At 57.1% G+C, this 24,929-nt stretch carries 12 protein-coding genes; 11 read left to right on the top strand and 1 reads right to left on the bottom strand.

The window, feature by feature from the left end:
- Positions 1-3 precede the first annotated feature (3 nt).
- On the top strand, positions 4-3,045 hold the full coding sequence (locus QU660_RS08860) for a tetratricopeptide repeat protein (RefSeq protein WP_304946155.1): 3,042 nt from the start codon (positions 4-6) through the stop codon (positions 3,043-3,045).
- Positions 3,045-3,782: a CvpA family protein gene (locus QU660_RS08855; RefSeq protein WP_304946154.1), complete on the top strand. Its 738-nt coding sequence runs from the start codon at positions 3,045-3,047 to the stop codon at positions 3,780-3,782. Before QU660_RS08860 ends, QU660_RS08855 begins: the two co-directional genes overlap by 1 nt.
- A gap of 90 nt (positions 3,783-3,872) precedes the next feature.
- Here QU660_RS08855 and QU660_RS08850 read toward each other — a convergent pair whose 3' ends face one another.
- The gene (locus QU660_RS08850; protein ID WP_304946153.1) at positions 3,873-5,084 is read right to left on the bottom strand and encodes a hypothetical protein; all 1,212 of its coding nucleotides are present in this window, start codon (positions 5,082-5,084) and stop codon (positions 3,873-3,875) included.
- Positions 5,085-5,319: 235 nt separating this feature from the next.
- Between QU660_RS08850 and QU660_RS08845 the strand changes: the two genes are divergently transcribed.
- The 9 genes from QU660_RS08845 to QU660_RS08805 all read left to right on the top strand — a co-directional run bounded on the left by QU660_RS08845 (position 5,320) and on the right by QU660_RS08805 (position 24,819).
- Positions 5,320-6,513, top strand: a complete 1,194-nt coding sequence (locus tag QU660_RS08845; RefSeq protein WP_304946152.1) for a polysaccharide deacetylase family protein — start codon at positions 5,320-5,322, stop codon at positions 6,511-6,513.
- Positions 6,510-7,502 carry a DNA polymerase III subunit delta gene (gene holA / locus QU660_RS08840; RefSeq protein WP_304946151.1) on the top strand — a complete coding sequence of 331 codons (993 nt, stop codon included), beginning with the start codon at positions 6,510-6,512 and terminating at the stop codon, positions 7,500-7,502. The genes QU660_RS08845 and holA overlap by 4 nt, the downstream gene beginning before the upstream one ends.
- Positions 7,503-7,732: 230 nt before the next feature.
- Positions 7,733-7,939, top strand: coding sequence for a cold-shock protein (locus tag QU660_RS08835; protein WP_009533861.1), 207 nt, complete (start codon positions 7,733-7,735; stop codon positions 7,937-7,939).
- A 378-nt stretch (positions 7,940-8,317) separates the two neighbouring features.
- The gene (locus QU660_RS08830; protein WP_304946150.1) at positions 8,318-9,079 is read left to right on the top strand and encodes an ABC transporter ATP-binding protein; all 762 of its coding nucleotides are present in this window, start codon (positions 8,318-8,320) and stop codon (positions 9,077-9,079) included.
- Positions 9,072-9,821: a hypothetical protein gene (locus QU660_RS08825; RefSeq protein WP_304946149.1), complete on the top strand. Its 750-nt coding sequence runs from the start codon at positions 9,072-9,074 to the stop codon at positions 9,819-9,821. The genes QU660_RS08830 and QU660_RS08825 overlap by 8 nt, the downstream gene beginning before the upstream one ends.
- Positions 9,822-9,835: 14 nt before the next feature.
- The gene (locus QU660_RS08820; RefSeq protein ID WP_304946148.1) at positions 9,836-11,137 is read left to right on the top strand and encodes an erythromycin esterase family protein; all 1,302 of its coding nucleotides are present in this window, start codon (positions 9,836-9,838) and stop codon (positions 11,135-11,137) included.
- Between the two features lie 400 nt (positions 11,138-11,537).
- Complete coding sequence (locus QU660_RS08815) at positions 11,538-13,190, top strand: cell surface protein (RefSeq protein WP_304946147.1); 1,653 nt, start codon at positions 11,538-11,540, stop codon at positions 13,188-13,190.
- A gap of 16 nt (positions 13,191-13,206) precedes the next feature.
- The gene (locus QU660_RS08810) at positions 13,207-19,965 is read left to right on the top strand and encodes an N-acetylmuramoyl-L-alanine amidase family protein (RefSeq protein WP_304946146.1); all 6,759 of its coding nucleotides are present in this window, start codon (positions 13,207-13,209) and stop codon (positions 19,963-19,965) included.
- A 45-nt stretch (positions 19,966-20,010) separates the two neighbouring features.
- Positions 20,011-24,819: an N-acetylmuramoyl-L-alanine amidase family protein gene (locus QU660_RS08805; RefSeq protein ID WP_304946145.1), complete on the top strand. Its 4,809-nt coding sequence runs from the start codon at positions 20,011-20,013 to the stop codon at positions 24,817-24,819.
- Positions 24,820-24,929 lie beyond the last annotated feature (110 nt).

Below are 24,929 nucleotides of genomic sequence, written 5' to 3'. Positions count from 1 at the left end.
CGGATGGACAAGCACGAACTGAACGTAAAAGTAGAGCAGATGCGAAAGCAGGCGGGGCTTGGCGACTATCAGACGGCGGTGAAAATCGCCGACAAAATTGACTGGAGGCGCGTGTCAAATGTAAGTCTCCTGACGCAGGTCTCCGAGATATATGAAAAGGTCGGGATGTATGCGGAGGCAAAGGATATTCTGCTTCTGGCGGTCGAGCGCACCCCGATGGGAAGGGGGCTGCTCTTTAAGCTGACGCAGCTGGCCCTGAAGGTGAACAGCATTGATGAGGCGGAGGAGTGCTTTGAGGAGTTTCAGAGACTTGCGCCGCAGGATACGCGCCAAAAGCTGCTTCGCTATCTGATCCTCAAAGCGAAGGGCGCGCAGCCGCAGCAGCTCATGCCGCCGCTTGAGGAGTATGTGAACGAGGAACTCTCCGATGAGTGGATGTACGAACTCGCGGAACTCTACCACAGAGCCGGCATGCGGGAAGCCTGCCTGGACCTCTGCGACCGCATTACCATACTTTTCGGCACCGGCGAGTGGGTGCAAAAAGCCCTGCGCCTAAAGGCCGAGGGAGAAGGGGAGCCGCTCAACGAGTATCAGCAGAGCATTCTGCAGGGCGAAATTTACTATCAGCCCACCGCGCCGCGTCAGAATGCGGTGCGCGAACCGGCACCGCTCACGACACCCTATGCGCAGCAACCCATGATGGCGACAGAGTACGGTACGCAGATGCCGTATCAGACCGCGGCAGAGCCGTACGGGATGGAACCGGCGCCCGCACTTGCGGAACAGTATGTGACGCAGCCGACAGCGTTTGCGCAGCCCGCAGCGTTTACACAGCCTGCGGCTTTTGTGCAGCCGGAAGAGAGTTATGATCCGGCGCCGCTTCAGCAGGCTGCGCCGAGCGAAGAGCGCTATCGCAATGTTCCCACGTTTCAGACGCCGGCTGCGGCTTCGACGGGAATCCCCTCCTGGACCGAAGCGGCCAAGCCGCAGGAAGCACCCGCGCAGAACGATATCGATGCGGAGATCGATGCGCACCTCCGTCGTTTGGAAGAGGAGAAGCGGAACGGTGTAAGAGCAAAAGTCGCAACAACGTCGGTAAGTACCGAGACCGTGCAAGAACCGTTGCGCGAGACAGCGACAGAGCTTCGGGAGAGTGCGCTTCCGTCCGCAGAGGAGGATGCGCGCAGCGTGGAGCAGCGTTATCGTGAGGAGAGCGCCCGTCTCTCGAGAGACTATGTGGTCTCGAGCGGAGAGCGCAACGAGTCCTCCGAGTTCCCGGGAACGGAACAGCTCATGGTGGATCGCCTGCGCTATGAGGAAGAGAGCGAGGCCGCAAAGCTGCGCGCCGAAGCACGCGCGGCCGAGACCGAGGAGGCCATCCGGCAGCGCGAGGCAAAACTCGACGAGACCAAGGTGTTGCCGAAGCTCCCGGCACAGGAGAGAAGAGAGCAGCTCGCACGCGAAGAGGCGGCACTGCGTCGGATTGAGCAGGACAAAGAAGCCGAACAGATTAAAAAGAGTGTAATCGAGGCGGCAAAAAAGCCTGAGCTCGAAGAGACGGCCAAGGAAAGCCCGGAAGCTGCGGCAGCAAAGCCCGCAGTCGCTGCGGAAGCGCAGGAAGCGCCGAAGGCGGAAGCGGCAGAGGCTGTGAGAGCTGCGGGAACGGAAGAAAAAGCGAGCGAAGCAAAGTCCGCGGAAACCGCGGATGTTGCGGAACAGCGTCCCGCGGAAGAGACGACCGCCGCGACGAAACAGGCTGCGGAAGAAGCGGTTGCTGCGAATAAACAACCTGCGGAAGAAGCGGTCGCTGCGAATCAGCAGCCCGCGGCAGAAATCTCCGCTGCGGAGCAGCAGTCCGCGGAAGCGTCAGAGAGCGAGGCTTCCGAAGAGAGCGCGGAGCTGAGACGGGAAGTGCCGAAGCAGCCCAAACTGCTGCGCACGCCGGGCTCCTTCAATGCGCTGATCGAAGGCAGAACGCCCGAGGAGGGCTTACAGTCTGCGGTGGAGCGCCTCAAGGAGGCGCAGGCCGTGACCGGCTTTAAGCGTCCGGCGGCCAAGGTAAAGGCAGAGCGCCTCAATGTCTACGGTGTTCGAAATTCGGCGGAGAAGACTGCGGGGCGGGACCTTATCATTGAGGAGGCAGGCGATTTAAGCGATGTGAGCCTCAGCGAGCTGATTCAGCTCATTGCGGCCGACGGCGGTATGCGCACCGTCCTTCTCATTGACAACCCGTTGCAGCTCACCAGACTTCGCGCTTCGCATCCGGAGGTCGAGACGGTTTTCCACACCGCGGATAAGCGGGAGGATGTAAAGGCTTACTTTGCCGCGGAGGCAAAGTTCCGTGAGGCGGAGGCGCGACTCCGGGAAGAGGCGGTTAAGACCGCCCTCGAAGCAAAAGAAGCGCGGCGCAAGGAAGAAGAGGCGCGGCGCGCGGAGGAAGAGGCAAGACGCCTCGCCGAGCGCGAAGCCGCCGAGAACGCGCGGAAGGCTGCGGAAGCCGCGGCCGTTGCGGCGGAAGCAAAAGCAGCGGCGGAAGCGAAAGCTGCGGCCGAAAGAGAAGAGGAAGCGCGGCGAAAGGAAGAAGAGGCACGGCGCGCGGAAGAACTTTTGAACCGCGTGGCGGAAGAAATCATTGTCCGCGAGCCGGAGACAGTTCCGGCGGCGCGCGCGGAAGCAGGGGTGCAGCGTCCCGCGCAGCGGGCGGTGCCGCGTGCCGAGGACAGGGCGAAACTCGATGCCGAGAGACGGCGGGCCAAGGAGAATGAACTCCTGACGAAGGATGCCTTCGCGAATTACGCCGCCGCATATGCGCGGAACATAGACTGCGTCATGACCGGAAAGAGCATGAATGCGCTCTATGAGAGAATTGAATTGTTACAGGAAGACGGTGTGAGCCTCACGCGAAAGAATGCGGAAATTTTAATCGAAGAGGCGGCAGATCACGCGGAGAGACCGCCGCTCGGAAGAAGGCTCAGCGGACTCTTCTCGAAGCGCTATAATAAGGACGGTCTCTTAATCCTGAAAGAAGAGGATTTCTTAGGCTGATGGCGGTACAAGTCACAGCCTGGCTCGACCGGAATTGGTTCACGCTCTTAATCGCTCTGTTTTTGCTCGGAATGACCCTGGACGGTCACCGGAGAGGCTTTCTGCGTCTCACGGTGAGTGCCCTTGCCTTGATTCTGACGACGCTGTTTGCTCGGGTTGCGCTCCCGAGCACGGCGAGCTTTTTGGCAAAAAACACGGGGATGCAGGCGGCTGCAGAGCAGTACATTACCGAAAAAATAGGCTTGGATACGGTGACGGATCGCCAGACCGCAGACAGCGCGGGGCAGGATCGCGTCATTGAAAATCTGCCCATACCGGATAATTTTAAGCAGGGCCTCCGCGAAAACAACACCTCGGAAGCCTGGCAGGCGGTCGGCGCGACGGGGTTTCAGCAGTATGCCGCGGATTTTTTGGGGAGAACGCTCCTCAATTACCTCGGCTTCACCCTGCTCTTCCTCCTGTTTCGCATGTTGCTTTACTGTGTATTCCGGTTTTTGAATTTATTTACCTCGCTTCCCGTGATTCACGGCATGAATCAAATCGCGGGAGCCGCACTCGGCTTGGCGGAGGGACTCTTTTTCCTCTGGCTCGGCTTCCTCATCCTGAATCTTTTTCAGTATACGCCGATCGGCAGCGGCATACTGGGGCAGGTTGAAGGAAGTCCCTGGGTGTATTTCCTCTACCGGAATAACCTCTTGCTGAGCGCGCTCGGCAATCTGTGGCAGGGAATTTTCTGAATTTTGCTTTCCCGTGCTTGCAAAGCGGAAATCAAAAAAAGCTCGAATCCGTTCGGATTCGAGCTTTTTTCTGTTGAAAACCGAGGTTACTCAAGGATTCAGAGGTTCTACCGTCTGAATGGCTGCGGTAGATCCGCTCTTTTTGCTCTCGCGCGTTGCGGAGGGCCCGCTTTTTCCGCCGGAAATGGTCTCGCCGGGCGCGGGTGCACCGCTGTTATTCACTGCGTTCGCCTTGCTGCTCGTCTTTGCAGCGGAAGTCTCCTTTGCCTTGGAGCTTGCTGCCGTGGTCTTGGCGGCAGCGGAAGTCTCCTTTGCTTTGGAACTTGCTGCCGTGGTCTTGGCGGTAGCGGAAGTCTCCTTTGCCTTGGAGCTTGCCGCCGTGGTCTTAGCGGCAGCGGAAGTCTCCTTTGCCTTGGAACTTGCTGCCGTGGTCTTAGCGGCAGCCGAGGTCTCCTTTGCCTTAGAGCTTGCGGCTGTGGTCTTAGCGGCAGCGGAAGTCTCTTTTGCCTTGGAACTTGCGGCAGCGGTTGTTGACGCGCTGCTCGTCTTTTTCTGCGTTTTACCGCTTTTACCGCTGTTCTTTTCTGCGGAACTCTCTTCCTCGGCAGTGGTTTCCTTGGTCTTATCATCCGTGCCGTAGGTGTGGTACTCGTGGCTGTTGTCGCCGCCGTTCCCCATCGCATCGAGCTCGGTGAAGTTCGCGACCGCCTCGTGGCCCAGCTTATCGGACACATGGACTTCCAGGCGAGAGGTCAAAACCTGGAACACGGCTTTGTTCTCGCTCTCATCGATGCTGCTCGGAAGAACACGCTCCTCATCGGCATCCATGGCATAGATGGAGTCGTAGTTAATGCCGGACTGCGGATCGTCAAAGCTTACGGTTAACATATTGCCGTCGAGCTCATCACCCGAAATCAGCGGCGGCTGGTCATCCACGGAGCCTATGTGCTCGTACTGGGTGCGGTGCATGCCGTTGATGTAGCGAACCGTGACTTCCAGAGTTCCGTTTTTATCGACCGAGGCCTTATAGTGGCCCCCGCCGAGATTCTCGAGATTCAGCGGTGCATCATCCAACTTGACCTCAAATGCGGCGAGCGGCAGGCGCGGGTGCATCTCCACTTGGATTTCCGCCGTGCGAAAATCGGAAGACTCCTCAATATGAAGCTTAAACTTGGGACGCAGGGTCACCAAGAAAAAGATCAGGAGATTGATGAGGAGAAAGGGGATAATATAGAAGAGAACCACATTGCCCGGTTTCTTTTCTTCACCCGGATTCGGATTTCTCTGCTCCTCGTTGGCCATAGGACTCCTTTCCAAATATAGCTGGTCTGTATTTTTTCTCATTCTAACATTTACCGGGGAGGCGGGCAAGAGCGCATTCCGTCGAAACTTTTGCGCTTTAGGGGTGGTTATGGAAGAGAAACGTGTTATAATGGAGCTTACCATGCGCGAAGACTTGCGTTTCGTTGCGTGGCATTTTGTGCTTCTCAGGCAAAACGGGGGAAATATTTAAGAAGAGGAGGCAGAAGAGAAAGCTATGATAAGACAGACTATTTTTCGGCGCATTGCTGCAGTGGCACTTTCGTTTGCAATGGCGCTTGGTATGAGCAATGTTTCGGGAGATCTCACCGCACCGGTTCACGCGGAAGAAGGCAAGGTTGTCCTCGCCTATGAGATGGAGTACAAGGGACAGGGTTGGACCGGTTGGACCGAGGACAATCACTACCTGAGCCGCACGGGGACCTACCCGACGGCATTTCGCGCGGCGCTCAGAGAGCAGCCGTCCGGAATGTCGGGGACCATTAAGTACCAGGTCAATGTGAGCGGCAGCGGTTGGACCGGCGTCAAGGAAAACGGTGCGGTTGCAGGCGTGGAGGGCGGAACAGCTCCGCTCGAGGGGGTGCGCGTCTGGCTGAACGGAGAACTTGCGTCTTCCTACGATGTATACACCAAGGCACAGGTGAACGGCCAGTGGCTCGACTGGGTTACGAACGGTCAGGACGCGGGCAAGGTCGGCGTGGGAACCCACATTGACGGCGTGCGCATTGCGGTGGTCAAGAAGGGTGAGACGCCCGCGGAAGTGGCACCGGCAACGGTGCGGCAGGTGGACCCGAACCGCCCCATGATCGCTCTGACCTTTGACGACGGACCGAGCAAGTACGATGCACAGATACTCTCGGCACTTGAGGCAAACGGCGGCCGCGCAACCTTCTTCATGGTCGGAAACTTGGTTCCGCGCTATCAGAAGACCGTGCAGCGCATGGCACAGGACGGCATGGAACTCGGCAACCACAGTTGGGCGCACGAGAACCTCGCAAAGCTCAGCGGCGCTGCGGTGAGAGAATCCATTGAGAAGACCAATCGCGCCATCAAGGAGGCAACCGGCCAGACTGCGACGCTGGTACGCCCGCCCTACGGTTCGCTCGGCGGTCAGGCGCGTCCCACGCTTGCGGCAATGGGCTATTCGGCGACCCTCTGGGATATCGATACCCTGGACTGGAAGACAAAGAATGCGGATAACACGGTCAATGTTGTTCTGAGCCAGGTGAAGGACGGCGACATCATCCTCATGCACAGCATCTATGCGCAGAGTGCGGCGGCTGCGGAGCGCTTAATTCCGGAGCTCACGAAGCGCGGCTATCAGCTGGTCACCGTGAGTGAAATGGCTGCGGCACGCGGTGTTACGATGCAGGCGGGACACAGCTACGGTTCCTTCCATAAGAAAAAGTGAGTACAGCAGAACTTGAGAGCGCACTGAAAAGCGGTGCGCTCTCGCGGGCCTATCTTCTTTGCGGAGAGGAAAGCTATCTCCGCAGGAATTATAAGGCCCGTTTTTTTTCTCGGTTCAGGACAGACGGTATGAATGCGAGCCTGCTTCAGGAAGAGGCGGCGAGCGAAGACAACATCATTGCTGCGGCGGATACCCTGCCCTTCTTTGCGGAGCGGCGTCTCGTCTTTGTCGAGGAGAGCGGACTCTTTCAAAGGAGTGCGGATAAGCTCGCGGATTATATCCCGGCTTTGCCCGAGAGCACGCTCCTGGTCTTCTCCGAGCGCGCGGTGGATAAGCGCGGCAGGCTTTATAAGGCGCTTCAAAAGCACGGAGCGGTGGTCGAATGCGAACATCCCTCCGAGCGGGATTTAAAGCTCTGGGCCGCGCGCTATCTGCTGCGGAGCGGCAAGAAAATTCAGGAGTCGGTTTTGGAGCGCTTTTTATCCCAGGTCGGCGGAGACATGGAAGCGCTCAGCGGAGAGCTCGAGAAGCTGATTGCCTATCTCGGCGAACGGGAAGTGGTCACGCGGGAGGATGTCACGGCAATTGCTTCGGTCTCGGTGGAAAACCGCATCTTCGATATGATTGCGGCGAGCTGTGAACGGAAGACCGCGCAGGCACTTGCACTTTACAGCGACCTCTTGTCGCTCAAAGAGCCACCCGGGCGCATTCTCTCTATGTTGAGTCGGCAATACCGCCAATTGCGTCTTGTCAAAGCCTTTGCGGCGGAAGGCAAGCGGGAAAAGGAGATTGCGGAGCTCAGCGCACAGCCGCAGTGGCTGGTGCGGAAACTGCTGCAAATGGGGCGGCAGCAGTCCCTCGGCGGTCTCGTTGCGGCCGAGCGGCGCGCGGCAAATTTGGAAAGCGCCTACAAATCCGGGCGTTTAAGCGACCAGCTTGCGGTTGAGTTGTTGCTGTGCGGCGGTGATTTGACAGACTATTGTCCGTGAAATTGTACAATTTTTAACAAACGGCCGCCGGAAAAATGTGAAAACAATACAGAAAAAGCCAAAAAGTGCATTGACACGCATCATAATGTTTGCTATAGTTACATTGTGATTTGAGTGGACACGGATACGCGCGACGGCGGAGATCATGCAGTTCCATCCATGGTCGAGTTGTGGCGCGCTTTGTTGCCCCGGGGGATTACGGATTATTTTTTATTTCATGGAGGCAGAAAATGCACAACGGAACAGTTAAGTGGTTCAACGCAACGAAGGGTTATGGTTTCATCACGGACGATGCTGATAAGAGCGAGATCTTCGTTCACTTCTCCGGCATCAACTCTGAGGGCTACAAGACCCTTGAGGACGGCCAGAAGGTCACGTTTGAAGTTGCAGACGGCAACAGAGGACCGCAGGCAGTCAACGTAACGGCTGTTCAGTAAGCTTATCCCACACGAGGGCTAAATAAGCTGCGGCAAGCGATACAACTGAGATGGAACAGGAGAGAGCGCGAGAGCGCTCTCTCTTTTTTTTGCGAAGATTCGTTCTCTGTTCTCATCTTCCGAAGGGAATTCGTTTCTTCGGGAGCGATAAGGCAGCCGGAGCGTCGCAGCGACAAATGTGCTTGCAATGCATAGAGGAGTAGTGTATTATTGCGATAGTCCACTATTGTTGAAGGCGAGAAGACAATCCGGACGCTCGGCGTCCGCAGCGGACTTTTGGCTAGCCCACCGCGCGAACAACTAAGAGATGACAGAAGAGAGGCAAAGCATGAATCGGATTGAACTGAAGGAGCTCAGCAAGCGCTACGGCAAAAGCTTGTGCTGAACGGTTTGAATCTAACGGTAAGACAGGGAGAAATTTACGGTCTGATCGGCAAAAACGGAGCCGGAAAAACAACCCTGTTTAAGACAGTTCTGGGGCTCACGGAGATACAGAGCGGGCGTGTCTCGATTGACGGTGAAGCGACGCAGGCAGGGCTTCGTAAGGCAAGGAGAAAGATAGGCTTCTTTATCGGCGGCAATTTTTTTGACTATCTGAGTGCGGAGGAGAATCTTCGCTTTTACTGCGGCGTCAAGGGGATACGGGACAGGGCGGAAATCGGGCGGGTGTTAGAGCTTGTAGGACTTTCGGGCGTCAAGTCCAAGTTCGGCGCCTTTTCACTCGGCATGCGACAGCGCCTCGGAATTGCGAATGCGATGCTCGGAAAACCGGAGATTCTTCTGCTTGACGAGCCGGTAAACGGTCTCGATCCGGAGGGCATTGCCGAGATGCGCGCGCTGTTCCGAAAGCTGGCTGCGGAAGAGGGAAGCACCATTTTGCTTTCTTCCCATATTTTGGGGGAGCTCGAGCACACGGCGGACCGCTTCGGCATTCTGGAGAACGGCACCCTGGTGCGCGAGATAGCGAGGACAGAGCTACAGTCTAAGGTAGCCGATTGCGTGACCTTGCGGGTTTCGGATTGCGAGCGGGCCAAGCGGGTGTTACAGGCAGCGGGCATTCGAATCTGTGGGCGGGAAGAAAAAGGGCAGAGCCTTGAGGACTATTATTTTTCGCTGACGGGAGGCAGAAAAGATGCATAACTATATGTTTGCGGATATCTCGCGTGTTTTGAAAAAGCGAAGCGTCCTCTTCGGATTTCCGGGTTTTGAACTTTGTCTTGCGCTGCTGCTTCTGTTTTACGGCGGCAAGGGTACGGTTTCGGACGATATGCGACGGGCGGCCGAGTTCGCGCTCGACTTTTTCCCGCTGGTCATCGGGACGCTGCTCTTTGTCTCTGTTTATGCGGACGATTTTAAGTGCCGGGCAATGCAGGTAGCAATCGGCGCGGGCGTCTCGCGAGAAGGTATCGTCCTCGCAAAATTCGGAGAATGCGCGCTGCTTCTGCTCTTCACGCTCTTGCCGACCGCGGCGCTCTGCTTTCTGCTGCCGGGCATACGAAATCTGTTCTACACAGGCGCGGAGGCGCAGGCGGTCGCCCTCACCATCGCACAGGTATTTCTTCGGACGCTCGGCTTTATGCAGCTTGCGGCGACGCTTTGCTTCCTCACGCAGAACAGTTTGCAGGGCGTGATTGCCTTTGCGCTGCTCTCATCGAACGCATTGTATATTCTGATTACAATGATTTTCTTGACGGGACCGCTTAAAAATAATGTGGGACGTCTTCAACCCTTTCTTTACACTTCGATGCTTCGCAGCGTGCAGGCTGATATACTGACCGGAAAGCCGTTTGTCGGAATTCTTGTGCTCGCAATCGGTGTGTATATGCTGCTTCCGCTGATCCTTGCCCTGCCGGGCTTTCGGAAGAAGGAATTGTCGTTCTAAGGAGGAATGGTATCATGCTGAATCTACTGAAAAAAATGCTGAAGTTCTGCGTTCGACTGCTCTTAGGGCTCATTCTGCTCGTGCTCGGAATTGTGCTGTTCCGCTTCGGAAAACAGAAAATAGAGGAGGTACAGGCGCACCGGGAAATTCCGGAACTCAGGGCAGAGATGCAGTCCCTATCCGCGGATCATATCCCGGACAAAGTGTCCGTCCTGGCCATCGGGGAAGGGGTGCACGGCAGCCGTGAATTTCAGGAGCTGAAACTCTCTGTCTTGCGAGAGATGGTCGAGAAACAGGGCTATACGGCCTTTGCGCTCGAAGCGGACTACAGCGAGTGTGCCGACATCAACCGCTATTTGCAGAGCGGCGAGGGAAAGCCGGAAGAGCTGGTACAGAAGTTCTCGTTCCCGATTTATCACACCAAAGAGATGGCGGCACTGCTCGGCTGGATACAGGACTGGAACCGGACAGCGCCGGAAGAGAAAAAGGTCCGCTTTTACGGCTTCGATATGCAGAATCCGGAGACCGGCTACGCCTTTTTAAAGCAGTACAGTCTCGCACACGGGTTAACGACCGAAGCGGAATTTGATGCGGTGTTTCAAAATGTTCTGACGCCCCCCTATTCGCTGAATGCGGAAACTGCGGGGCAGGCCGTTGCGTTTCTGGACGGGCTGCGCGCGAAAGCCGGTGATGCGGATATGCGGGATGCGGATGCGCGGGACTTTCAAATGGAACTCACGACCGTCCGCCAGGCAATGGAATCCTGGACTTCGACCGAGAATTTTAACACGCTGAGAGACCGGAATATGGCGGAAAATGTTGAGGCCATTCGGAAAATCGAAGCGGAGATCGGCTCCGGGAAGATTGTGATTTCCGCGCACGACGGGCACATTGAGCGGGTGAATCCGATTTACACAAGCATGGGCGTTCTCCTTTCGCAGGACCTCGGAAACGACTACTACGCAATCGGCACCGATGTCTGGAAGCTTAAGGATAATATCAAGATGATGGGCGAAACAAAGCGGAGCATACAGCGCTTTGTTTCCGGCGATCCGCTGGCGGCGCAGGCGCGCTTTGCAGAGGGTCAGCAATATGTCCTCTATTTTTCGCAGATTACGAATGAGGAGAGCCGGGTTTACACCTTGGTGCATAGCCCCATGCGGATGATGCAGCTCGGCGAAGGCTACAGCTTTTTGATGCGGCTTTTGCCGGATCAAACCTATCGCTTAAAGGGCATACCGAGCGAACACTATGACGCGATGCTGTTTCTCTATGAGGCAAATCCCATTGAGATTTTGGAGGCCACAGGTGCATAAATTTGCGAAACAACAATGAATATACAAGAAAGTAATCAGCGTATTCAAAAAGCCGAAACGGCGGTGAAGAAAGTCTTCACCGCTGTTTCTTTTTCTCACAATAGACGGATACAAAACAAGTGTCTAGAACAAGGCGAGGCAGTGAAGTGCGCTTTAACAAAAACGACAAAGAAAGGACGATAATTAAAGCGAAAAGAATGGTTTTTTGTGTAACCTTGCTATAATTGCAGCAAAGTGAAGGTGGATATTGAAAAGTTGGGGGGTTATTCTTATAATTACATTAAGCTTTCTTTAATAATTTGCAGTTACCTAGCGGAAAAGGAGGTAAAGGTACGGAGTAACGGGTAGCGTATTCAAGGGTGGCAGTTCGTGTTTACTTTTGGAAGGAGAACAAAAGCGAATGAGTGGAAAAGCAGGACAGGGGTTGCGGGCGGCACTGCTCGCGGCGGCTGTCGCTTGTCTTGTCCCGAATGTGACAGCGTACGCGATTGAGGGCTGGAACAAAGTGGGAGACGAGTGGCAGTATTTGAACCGGGAAGATCAGCCGGTGACCAACGCCTTCAAGAAGTCGAAGGAGGATTGGTTCTATCTGGATGATAGCGGCACGCTGTTAAAGGACCGCATTTTTTCCTTCGGCGGCGATGATTACTATGTGGACCCGGACGGTCGCATGGTGAGAAACGCCTGGGTCTTCATTGACAGCGAGAAGGATCCGGACGGTGCCTACGGCGACAGCGCTTGGCATTACTTCGGCGAGGACGGCAAGGGCCTCCGCGCGAAGGGCAAGGGCTTCCGCAAGGAAATTGACGGCAGAACCTACGCCTTCAACGAGAACGGCGGCATGCTGAGCGGCTGGATTGACGAAGAGGGCAATGTCATTGAGGATGAGGACCCCTTCGCAACGGCGCGCTACTATGCGGATGCGGACGGCGCGCTCTACACGAACCGCTGGCTCTATTACGACTGGGGCTCTCATTTGACAAGTGAAGTGACCGGCAGAAGTTATGAGGACTACGAGAAGATGTGGTTCTACTTCGGCGGCGACTCTAAGAAGTACAGAAGCCGCGCGGGCGAGCAGCCCTTCCAGCGCGACATTGACGGCGCAACCTACGGCTTCGACGAGAAGGGCGTCATGATCGAGTGGTGGGACAAGGTCGCGACCATCTCGGACGCGGTTCGCTCGAATCCGACCAGTGACGAGCGTGTCCGCTACTACAGCGGCTACGACGGCGGCGCCCTCATGAAGAGCAAGTGGTTCTGGATGTACCCGTCCGCAAACCTCGACGAGGATCAGAACCGAGATCTCGAGTGCTCCTGGTGGAGAAGCGATTCGAAGGGTAGAGCGATTCGCAACAAGATTCACCGGGTCGGCGAGAAGGAATACGCCTTCGACGGCATCGGCAGAATGAAGACCGGCTTTGTCCTCTTCAAGGGCAAGAGCGAGTTTGTCGCACAGTACGATGTGGATGCTTGGACCGCTGCGGACTTCATCAACGGCGACCTCTACGGCATTGAGAAGGCGGATCTCTATCTCTTCTCTCCGGATGAGATCAACGACGGTTCCATGCAGAGCGGCAAGGAAATCACGGTTGAGCTGGCCGACGGTCCGAGAACCTTCGCCTTCGCGCCGAGCGGCAAGGCGTACGGCAACCGCAACATCCTTCAGAAGAGAGACAACAAGTTCTATATCAACGGCCTCCGCCTGGATGCGCCGGAAGAGTACGGCTACGGCATTGTCTCGCAGAACGTGGGCACCTTGGCTTCCCCGCAGTACCGTTTCTATGTGGTCGATCGGAACGGCAGAATTGTGAACGGAAGACGCGTGCTGAACACGGGTGAGGGCTATATCCTCGTTTACAACGGTCAGTTCCTCGGTTTCACCGGAGACGAGGACGCGCCGCGCTGGAGAAACAGCGGCAGTGCGGGACCGGGCTTCTATCACTACGACAGAAAAGAGCGGAATCACTTTGCGCGCGGCCTGATTGCGGGCGCATCGACCACGGTCACGCAGAGCGATGTGCCGGATGAGCTTTCTGTCTTTGAGGCGGATTGAGAAAGGGGCATAAGGAATGAGACATGAGAACAAAGTGAGGCGTGCGGGGCTTGGACGGCGTGTCCTGGCGCAGCTGCTCTCGCTCACAACGGCGTTTACCCTGCTCGCCCCGGGCGGCGGGGGACTGCTGACCGCGCGCGCGGCGACGGAGTTGCAGCCCGAGACACTTCCGGCGACTGAGTCGACGGACAATATGGAAGCCACCTGGCAGGTGAGCGGAGACTTTGCGGAAGAAACTGTAGAATCAAATCGCTATAATATGTCGGGAATTAACAGCGACAATACCAGAAAATCCATTACATACGGAAACTACGGGGTACCGCTTTACTTGGTGATGCCGGTATCAAATGTGAACAATCCTTTCCTGTTGGTACAGATGACGGGAGGATATGATCCGACTGTCTTGGTGTCGAATGCCGGAAATCAGTTTTACATGGCAAAGCTTGGGCAGAGAAAGGCAGAACTCAGTGCCGGGAACGCTTTGCCGGCGGGACAAAACCAGGCGATGAACCCGCTGATTCCGAAAAACGGCGCGGTGGAAACCACGCGCTTCGGAGGTGCTTCCAATCATCGCACCGTGGAGTCCATGGTCAAGACTTCCGCGAACGGCAAGTACATGATTGCGGACTACTACTTCTACGGCCGCGAAGATATTCCGGCATCCGGTCAGGACTTCTATGTCTCAATGGCCTATGATTTTCAGGTAAATGATTCTCTGAATAAGGATATGGTTGTGACAGACCGGGGATTCTATGCGAGAAAGCATGGAGAGAATTCTACGGTAAATGTCATTCTGAAGGATGATAATCTCGGTGTGACAGCAGCAGATTCCAAGTGGATAGGATATTTTAATCAGCGAATCCAAAGATCTCTTATCACAGGATTGTCTCCGATTAGCGGTTATACTGTAACGCATACAATTATGACATTGGCACAAATCACCGGGAAAATATTAGATAACAAGGATTATTCCATCTCCTACTCTTGGAAAATCCGCCTACATCCCGGTGAGACCATCCATAAGCGCGTCGCCTACACCTATACCGAGGCGGCAATCTATATTTCCTCCGCACACGGTGCAGACACAAACAACGGAAACTTCGATGCGCCGGTCAAGACCTTTGCGCGGGCACTGCAGCTTTCCCAGAATAAAAATGCGACCATTTTTATCGAGGACTATAATGTCACGGATAGCGGGCGCATGGTAATCGGCTCCGCGGGTACCGGTACCCTTACCATCACGAGTGCGGATATCACCCGCGGCGGCACCTCCATCGGCTTCGGTCAGGATACGCAGGTCATTCAGTCCCCGGCCGGCAGTACCGCAGCACTCTTTAAGAATGACCAGAGCACGCGTCCGGTCACGATTGACGACCTGAGCTTCCAAGGTAACGGAAGCGAAACGGAGCCCCTGCTTAAGAACACCGCGGATGCGGGTGTTCTGAATCTCGGTGCAAAGCTCACTGTCACCGGAGGCGGGAACGGCGCGCTGGATATTAAGGGCGGCGCGGTCTCTACGACGGCAGTCAGTGAAGCGGAGAGCAGCATGCCGGTCACGATTACCGGAAACAAGGCTTATATCGAAACGGTGACACCCTCGGGCGGTGCGCCGGTACAGAAAGAGCGCGGCGCGGTTGCGTTCCAGGGCGGCAGCTTAAAGCTCGCGGGTGCCGTGAATATCAGCGGGAATTTCATCGAAAGACCGAATCCCGACGATCCGAGCAACCCGATTCAGGAGCCAAAGAATCTTTATGTGAAGGATCAGCTCTATGTAGATGCGACCGAGTCCCTTCGTGCGAGCTCTACCATCGGTTTCACGACCGAGAAGCTTCCGGCGCCCAATTCCACAATTAAGGCAATTAACGTGACCGGAAAACCCGGAAACGCAGAGCGCTTTACGAAGGATGAGCCTTCTCCGGGTGTTCTGAAATGGGTTGAGAAACCCGCAGGAGGCGGTCCGGCGACCGGCGTGGGTCTCGAGGCGAGGGCGCAGAATGTGGAGCGCGTCGTGGTTGACTTAGACGGAAACCGGATTTCCGGAGCGCCGGTCTTCGGCGGCACGAATCCGCAGCTTCTTACCATAGGCGCAGAGTTCAGCTATGCGGAAGACACCGTGCCGGGCAATAACCAGGTAGGCGGTGTAGGCAGTGCTTATCAGAAGCCGAAGTTCACGGCAAACGGCGTTGAGTGGATTTTTGACTCGATTATCACGGATCCGGAGAACAAAATCGAAGCTGCGAAGATCAATGCGACCACGGCGGCGATTACCAAGGCGAAGGTGCCGGAGGACGGCTTAAAGATCTACTACCGCTTTAAGAAGAACATCGGCACACTCCGCTTTATCGGAAACGGCGGCTTGCCTGCGGATCTCAGTATGAGCGGCAGCGGCAGTGCAACCGGTATGACGCCGGTGGTATCGCGCTACGGCTATAAGGTCAGCAAGTGGACGCTTGATCAGGCGGGCACCAACCCGGTCGATGTGCTGACGGTAAATCCGACCTCCGGTCAGGCAGTATTCACCTACGGCAGTGAAGAGAGAACCTATTACGCGCAGTGGGTCTACGATACAAGCATCAGCTTTGACTTGGTCGCAATGTACTCGAATGCGGACGGCAGCATTAACTTCCAGACCCTGAACCCGGTCGCGACCCCGATCGGCAGTGCATCCGCAATTGCGGTGAAGCACATTCACGGTTATCAGCCGGATCCGAGTCAGACCCTGAGTGTGATTACGCCGGCGCTCACGACCACGGGAACCGATCCGCAGGCAGAATGGGCACTCTCGGCAACGCCGAAGCAGTATAAGATTCACCACATGCCCGGCCAGGATACGGCGGTGGATCTCCACTACGTACTCGGCACGGCGGAATCGGATAAGTCCAACTTTGTGGTCGAGTATTACAGCGGCTCCGTTGCGGCACCGGGTACGCTCTTAAAGACAGATACGCCCCAGCGCTACTTCCCGGAGGCACAGATCAGCTATACGGTGAACCCGCCGCTCGGCTATGATGCCACGGAGTTTGCGGTCATTGACGGCAATGTGGCGAGCGATGCGACGACGGTCGACAACTTGGTCAATGCAATTCGCGACGAGGATTTGACCGGAACCTTGTTTACGGCTATCATGCCGAACCAGGATGTCAAGATTCGCGTGTACTGCACGCCGAACGGCACCGGTGTTCCGCTGGTTGTGGATTATGAGGATACGGGCAGTCTGGATCCGGCGCTCAAGGTACTCCTTCCGCAGAAGATTGCGACGCATGCAATCGCAAGCCCTGTGAATGAAGAGCTCCCGAATATCTACGGCTATTTCTACAGCAACAATGAGCCGCTCGGTACTGTGACGCCTGCAGGTGTCGGCGGCAGCTTCCAGTACACGACGGTACCTTACAGCTATGCGTTCACCATGCCGACCGGCGAGGTGGATCTCAAGCTGGAGTACCACAGAGACCCGAGTAAGTGGGTGAAGCTCACCTATCTCCCGGGCAACGACGGAACCCTCGGCAACGATCCTGCTAAGGTATCCCCGGACGTGCACGCAGGCATTGCAGCAGGCAGTTTTGAGGCGGATGTCACGAAGCAGGGCGCGAACGCAGACGAGGGCTACAGCTTCGCGGCGGTCAAGGCAAAGCGCCTGGTGCCGACGGTCACGGCGAACGATGCGCCGTACTACCGCTTCAAGGGCTTCATCGTGAACGATGACGGCAACGGCATTCTGGACGGCGGTGAGCATCTGGTCACCGACAACGAGCAGTTTGCGGCAAACACCACCCTCACGGCTTGCTTTGAGGAGGATCCGGCATACTGGATTGACATTACCTTCGCACCGTACGACGGCAACACCCTGATCAACCCGGGTGCGGCACTCACGATGCACTTAAAGAAGGATAAGCTCTGGAGCGATGCCCTTCCGACCGCAAACCTTGCGTTCCACGGCATTGCAAACTATGTCTTTGACGCTTGGTATGACCTCGCGGGCAACAAGATGGAGCTTGGCACCGTGCTCGAGAACGGCGGTGTTTACCGCGCGAAGTACGTGAAGGATCCGCTTGTCTTCGGACTTCCGGCGCACGGCATCGACGCGGCGGGCAGCATTGACAACCGCGGCAAGGGCAAGGTCACGGCTTATGACACCAAGCCGGGCTACAAGTACATCCTCACGGATATGGACGGCAATGTGGTCGATGTGCAGGATGGCAGCACGACAGGCAGAACCTATTTTGATGACAAGACACCGGGGACGCGCTACAAGGTCTACGAGGCAACCGGAGATGTTGCGGTCAACGCGGGCGATGACATTGCGAACGTCATCGCGGCGAACCCGGCAGCGCCGAACCCGCGCATCTCGAACCCGACCGAAGTTCTGGTTCCGGTGGTCGAGACGAACTACCAGGTAACTTACGATCCGGATGATGAGGGTAGCGTGGTGCTCACGATTGACCCGGCGGACCGCGATGCGGACTATGCATTGATTGATGCCGCAGGCAATGTTGTGACGACGCCCGAGACGGCGGCGGACGGCTGGCAGGCCGGAACGCCCGGTGCGATTCACTTCTCCGGACTCCGTGCGCACGAGACCTACACGGTGGTTGCGAGACCGCACGGCAGAAACGATATCACCGTGCTCAGCAAGCTTCCGGACGGCACCCCGCTGTTCATGGCACCGGCGGGCGAGATTGAGATTCCGAAGTTCAGCATTGAGACGACGGACGGCGAGAGCCTGATTGACAGCGTAAACGGTGTTACAGTCGGCGCCGCAAGCTTTGCCACGGCACATGCGGGCGAGGCAGTGGTGCTCAGCGCTCCGGCGGTGAACGGCGCAGGTGAGGCATTCAAGACCTGGCGCGTCACGGCGGGACAGATTCCGGGCATCAACAGCCAGCTCGGAAATGCGACGCTCAACTTCACGATGCCGGATACCAACCTTGTGTTGACGGCCTACTATGATCGCGACCTGAACGGCAATGCGCCGGTCGAGGATGAGGTTCGCGGCGGTAACCCGGGCGAGATGGCCCTGGATCCGAACGAGCTTCCGGGATTGGAGAATGATTTGACAACTCCGGCCGACCGCGTGCTCATGCAGGTCAACCATGCGGATGTGCGCTACAAGGTGGTTTACACGAAGAAGAGTGTTCCGGCTTCCACCTCCAATGCACTGAAGAACGACACGGCGAACATCGATGCTGCAAATCACCCGAGCGCATTTACGGCAGCTTGGGAGGTGCAGACCAATGTGGAGCGCTACGTAAACGGCAGATTGGTGCCGCGCGCAACGCCTTCCTCCGCACGGTACGATACCTATGTGCAGCTGAGCCGCGAGGACGTCAATAACCTCGATTACCAGCTGGTACACTATGATGCATCGACAAACAGCTTTGTGCCGGAGGCACTGACCCCGGTAGATGTCTACGAGAGCGGCGGTCTCTTTAAGTTCCAAGCGACCGAGGGGGTTAAGTACTACTTGGTCTACTCGAAGGCATATAAGCTCACCTTTGTGAACGAGCGCGAGAGCGCTTCGCCGTGGCCGCATTACAGCTTCCCGGTGAGACGCGGAGAGGCAGTTTCGGATTCCGATTACACGACGCTCTACGGTACAGTACTCAATGACACGCCGAGCGGTAGTGCGACACATGTGACCGATCCGGCGACCGGCATTGAGTATGACTGGCTCGGTTGGAGTAAGCGAGAGAATAAATATGTCGCTTACGACGACACAGCGCCTGTTAAGAAGCGCACCATTGTCTACGGTTACTGGAAGAACAACAAGGAAGTGCTGGACAATGCGAGAAACGGCCTTGACGATGCGATCCGGCGGGCGCAGCGCCTTGCGGATGACTTCTTCCTGAAGCGCCGTGAGACAGCAAACCTTTTGAACGGTGTCCCGGGTCAGTACATCGGTCTCAACGAAGTGATTGCGCTCTTTGAGCGGACCAACCCGAGACCCACGGCTGCGGAACTCGAGGCAGCGATTGCGGAGCTGGAAAACACCATTTCCGTATTTGAGGCAAAGCTTGATCCGCGCTATCATCACTACGGCAACATCTCGAACAACAGCCTCTCCGGCGGCGGCAGCGGCGGCGGCGGTCGCGGAAACGGCGGCAGCGGCGGCGGTCGCAGCAGCGGCGGTAGCGGTGGCGGCGGTGGCCGCGGCAGAGGCGGCAGCGGCACCAAGACCGTCAGCGCGGGCGTCGGCAGTACCTTCGGAAAGCCGAACTTAATCGGAAGCGAGGCCTTCATCGCAGACTATGAGCCGAGCTATACGGTCGGAACCAACGGCAACTGGCAGCTGATCAATCCGGAGAACTCCGAGTGGATCTTCACGCTGAACGGCGGTATCCGCCTGGTGAGCCGCTGGGCAAAGCTTGACTATGCGAACAGCGACGTCAATAAAAACGGCTGGTATCATTTCAACTCTCACGGTATCATGGACTTCGGCTGGTTCAAGGACGAGCAGGGGAACTGGTACTACTGCAACACGGCGCACGACGGCTGGCTCGGCAAGATGCAGACCGGTTGGCACTTTGACGAAGTTGACAGACACTGGTATTATCTTGATCCGGCGACCGGCATGATGCTCACCGGTTGGCAGGAAATCGGCGGAAAGTGGTATTACTTCACACCGACAACGACGGCCTACACCTATGAGTACGATGCGGTGAATGAGAAGTGGTTCTATAAGACGAACAACACGGTTCGCCCGCACGGTTCCATGTATGAGGGCGAGACCACACCGGACGGCTACCATGTCGACCGGAGCGGTGCTTGGCAGCGTTGAGAAGGTCGGGGTGCCGTTTGGCACCCCGATAGATAGGAGAACAGAATGAGACAAAACAGACTGAGAAAAAAGGCCCTTTCGGCGCTCCTTGCGCTGAGCCTGTTCTCGACCCCGCTCCTCACGGCGCAGGCGGCGGGTCCGGTGGATTACTCGGAGTACAACACTGCCGGAACGGCGGGCTACTCCGGCCCGCCCGGCAGCAATCCGTCCGGCAGTCCCGCAGAACTGATTTTTGACACAGGGAACGGACCGAGCGTCACTGCTTCGTCCGTGCCGGGCTGGCAGGCGCTCACCCAGACAGGGCGCTACTACATCATCAGCGGCACCTCCGGCCAGCCTTTGAACAGCATTGCCCCCTTTGCCGGGAACATGGCAGCCTTTGCCGGGGCAAGCAGCTCTTGGCCGGGTGGCAAGCCCGTGTTGCCCTGGGGACAGAACGGTATTCCGGCACCCAACTGGACGGGTTATAACTTTACCGGTTGGAGTAAGCTTACACCGGTCAGTGCCACGGATGCGGTAGAAGGCTCCACTGCAAACGGCATTGAGCCCGTCATTCCCTATGCAAAAAAGACGGTTTATGTCGCGAAATGGGTCGGAAGCGCAAGCTATAAGATGTTCACGCAGCATCGCAGAAAGCCGGCGAACGATTTTTCGCCTTCCGCTGCACCCTGGGTTTTTGACAAGAGTGAAGATAGTGTCGTGGTCGATAACGATGTGAGTTACGCGAGTGTGGAACTCCCGGGCTATAAGATTACCGGTGCTACGGTAACCGGCACGGGCTCAACCGTTGCGACCAAGACAGCGGACGCGGATTTTGTGAAGACCGAGGTGTACGGCCTGAAAGCCGACGGCTCATCGACCTACGGGAACAAGCGCTTTGTGGTTCCCGGCACCATACCGAATCCGCTCGATCTGAGCGATAAGATGCCGAACCAGAACGTCCGGATCATTTTTGACTATGAGCCGGATACCAATGTAAAATTCAAGTTCTCGACGAGCTATGTCTATCTGGATGCAACGGGCGTTGAGAACACGATTACGGTATCGGACAGCACGGGCGCTATCCTCGGTGCGGCAAAGCCTTTCGCGGCTGAGAGTGACGCAGCAGGAGTGCAGCGCGGTACGACTGAATTCAGTGCGCCGCTGCTTCCGGATGCCAAAAACCCGAAGGACAACACGCCTGCGGCACATCCGAAATACCTCTTCCACAAGGCGGAGATCGTTGCGGGTAAGGATCCCAAGACCCTCTCGAAGGCAGTCGCGACAGGCGGCGCAGCGGAGACCTTTGTCCGCCAGCGCGGTCTCAGCGAGGCGCTCTTTGGTCTCAGCTTGCCGGCGGACGATGCGACGGCACCGACTCCGGTGAAGTTTAAGTGGATGCCGAACCAGGATGTCAAGGTGAAGTACACCTACAAGCTGAACCCGGACTACCGAAACTCCGTGCGTATTATCTTCCGCAGTTCAGAGGACAATGACACGACCGGTATTCGCGATATCAATGTGCAGGTGGCGGACGATGAGAAGCCGACCGATCCCACCGGTTTGACGACGGTTGCCATACCCTATGTGCCGAACTACAGGGTCGCTACGGTCATGGCGAAGGATTCGACGGCGCTCGACCAGCAGCCGACAAACCTGGTGCAGCCCACGGCAACGGCGCCGGGAAGCTTCCAGTACAAGTCGAAGACGGATCCGGCTGAAATTGTGGTGCGCTATTCACCGATTCAGGGGGCTTTTGCAAAGGTGTACTACACAGCAACGAGCGGCGGTTCGCTCGGCGGCATCATTGTTCAGCAGAGGACAGTGCCGAAGAACTACACGCTGACAGAACTCCTTACGCTCCACGGCATTACGGCGACCCCGGACACCGGCTATATCAGTGACGGCTGGTACCCGGCAAATGCGGGCGGCAACGCACCGTTGGCAGGAAGCACAAAGATAGAGCCGACGGACACGCTGACCTTGACTGCCGGCGATAAATTCAAGTATGTCCATGTCTTTAAAAAGGACCCGAATGCCTGGGGCACGGTGAGCTTTATCAGCGGGCCGAACGGCAGCATTACCGGCACGGCGTCCCAGTCCGTGCTGAAGAACACGGCGCTCAGCACCCTGGCGCCTGTGGTGACACCGGCGGCAAATTATCAGTTTGATGGCTGGTACAGCGGTAGCACGCTCGTTTCGACCGATCCGAGTTTCGGCAGCCTGACGGTGCAGGGCAATGCGCAGTACACCGCAAAGTTCGTCTTGCAGGCAGCGCTGTACGACATGGTCTTTGCGGCGCCGAACGTGGATACCTCCGTGAGCGGTGCGGATGGCACGGGACAGATTAAGGTCAACACGCCGAATGCGGCGCGCAACTATGCGGTCACCGATGAGCACGGAAACGTGCGTGCGGTCATGACCGGCACGGCGCTGGCAACGGGCAACTTCACCGGTCTCAACCCGGGTCAGCCCTATCATGTCTATGAGCTCGCGTCCGATCAGACCCCTGCAATCGGAAGCGACATCACTTTGGTTCCGGCGAACAAGAAGGGACCGGAGACGCTCGCGGTTATTCCGCCGACGCAGCCCAATCTCACGGCGGTTCCGGATCCGGCAAGCAACACGGCGTCGATTACGGTGAACCCAACGTATGCGAACAGCCAGTACGCACTTGTGGACGATGCGGGCAACACGGTCGCGCCGGGCTTTGTGAGCCCGACCGGCGGCAGCGTGGTCTTCACGGGGCTCGATCCGGCGAGAAGCTATACGGTGGTGGCACAGCCTTACGGCGCGGCACAGGATCCGGCTGCAAATGCAGCGTCCGGTTACGGCATGACGGTTCCCGCGGCCAACCAGACTACGGTAATCGCAGCGGATACGCTGACCGTCAAGATTCAGAACGATCCGGCAAACAGCGGCAGACTGCTTCAGCACATCAGAGGCGGTGCAGTGCTTCCGGTTGCGGATGAGAAAGAAATTGACAGCGTGAAGAGCGGCGACAACGTGATGATCTCCGCGGACGCGACGAATGCAAGCGGCGCTCTGTTTGAGCGTTGGGAGCTTCTCAGCGGCAATGTGCTCAGCTTCAATCCGACCATGCGCAGCCAGAGTGTCACGGTTAACAGCAATGCAATCTTTGAGCCGATTTACCGGACCACACTCCCGGCAAACACCGTGGAATTAAAGGTGGAGTCGAGCGATCACAGCGTGGGCGTGGCCGAGGCGGTTCGCCTGCAAAAGCAGGATGATCTGAACAATCCGCAGCTTGCGGAGGACAGCAATGCATGGGCGACCTACAGCAATGCGACCTATACCATCAAGCTGCAGAAGAGCGCAGCGAGTGCGGCAGTGAAGCAGGCGGTTGCGGATGCGGATGCAAACGGCAGCGAGAGCTCCTTCCGCGTGGGCTGGATGGTCGATGTGAAACTGTTCCGCGCCCTCACCAGAACGGCGGACGGTGCGGTCTTAAATCGCCCGGTTCCGGACGATGCGGCAGGTAGAATCGGTCAGTTTAACCTGACGGCTGCGCTTGACAACGCGGCGCTCGGCAAGATTGATTACGCACTCTATGCGGTCAGAAACAACGGCAGCGGCGGAGTGACGGCACACGATCTCAGCTCCGCACTCCCGGCAGACTTTGCGACCAACCCGAGCGCAATCTATGAGGTGCCGGTGGAAATCGGGGACAAGCTGGTGCTGAGCTATCACAAGGCGGTGAAGTTCCGCCTGGTCGATGCCAGAAACGCGGCGAACAATGCAATCGTAGCGGTTCGCAAGGGCTCCAGGCCTGCGGATAACGCAAGCTTTACGGCTCTGACACCGGATTACACGGTGAATCTCGACAATGGCAAGTATCGCTTTGTCGGTCTCTCGACGACCGCGGGTAGCTATGCGGCCTTCGATCCGAGTGCGGATACCGTCAATGCGGATCAGACCGTCTACGCCTACTACGAGGTGGATCCGGCTTGGACCGCGGCAAGAGCGGCGCTGGATGCGAGCCGCGCAATCGGCACGGCGACCCTTCCGAACGTACAGGATCCCGCGTTGCAGGCAGCCCTGCAGGCGGCACTGAACAATGCGGCGGCGGTTTCCAATGCGGTCGCGCCTTCCTCCTCGATTGCGGCAATGCAGGCGGCTATGGTCGCACTGAATCAGGCAATCAGTGACGCGACGGCAGCACCGACCCCGACGCCGACTCCTACACCCACGCCGACACCGACCCCCACGCCGACCCCGGGCGGCGGAGGCAGCGGCGGCGGCGGCGGAGGCGGCGGTGGCCGCAGAAGCAGTGGCGGCGGCCGCGGTGTGCGCGGCGGCACCATTCCGACCGGCACGGGCAACCGTGTTTACCAGAACGGCGTTGAGGGCAACTGGGTGAACTTTGACCCGGCGGGCCATGGCTGGTATTTTGATCTTGGACTTAGCAAGCGTATCACCGCAAGTTGGGCGGATGTGGCCTACACCTACGGCGGCGAGACCAAGATTTACAGCTATCACTTCGACGAGAACGGTGTGATGGACAGCGGCTGGTGGAAGGATGACCGGGGTGTTTGGTATCACCTCTCGACCAATCACGACGGTTGGTTCGGTTCCATGGACAAGGGCTGGTATCTCGACAGCGCGGACGGCAAGTGGTACTACCTGAACATTATGACCGGCTCCATGCTGACCGGTTGGCAGGAAATCAACGGAAACTGGTACTACTTTAACGAGAGCGCGCCGATGCAGACTTGGGACTGGGATGCAACTGCGAATCGCTGGGTATACGCGAATCGCACGGGCAGACCTTACGGTTCCATGTATGTGAACGAAGTGACGCCGGACGGCTATCATGTGGATGCCTCCGGTGCATGGATACGCGAGACGCCGTAAACAACAGTAAGACGAAAGAGCTCCCCGCGGGGAGCTCTTTTTTGGTTCAAATTAATCTGGACAAGTGCCGCGAAACTGTTATAATTATTTATTATTTCTTAATTTTAGGT

The sequence above is a fragment of the Stomatobaculum sp. F0698 genome (assembly GCF_030644385.1).
In the GTDB taxonomy this organism is placed as follows: Bacteria; Bacillota; Clostridia; order Lachnospirales; family Lachnospiraceae; genus Moryella.
This window is presented reverse-complemented; position numbering and strand designations above follow the sequence as displayed.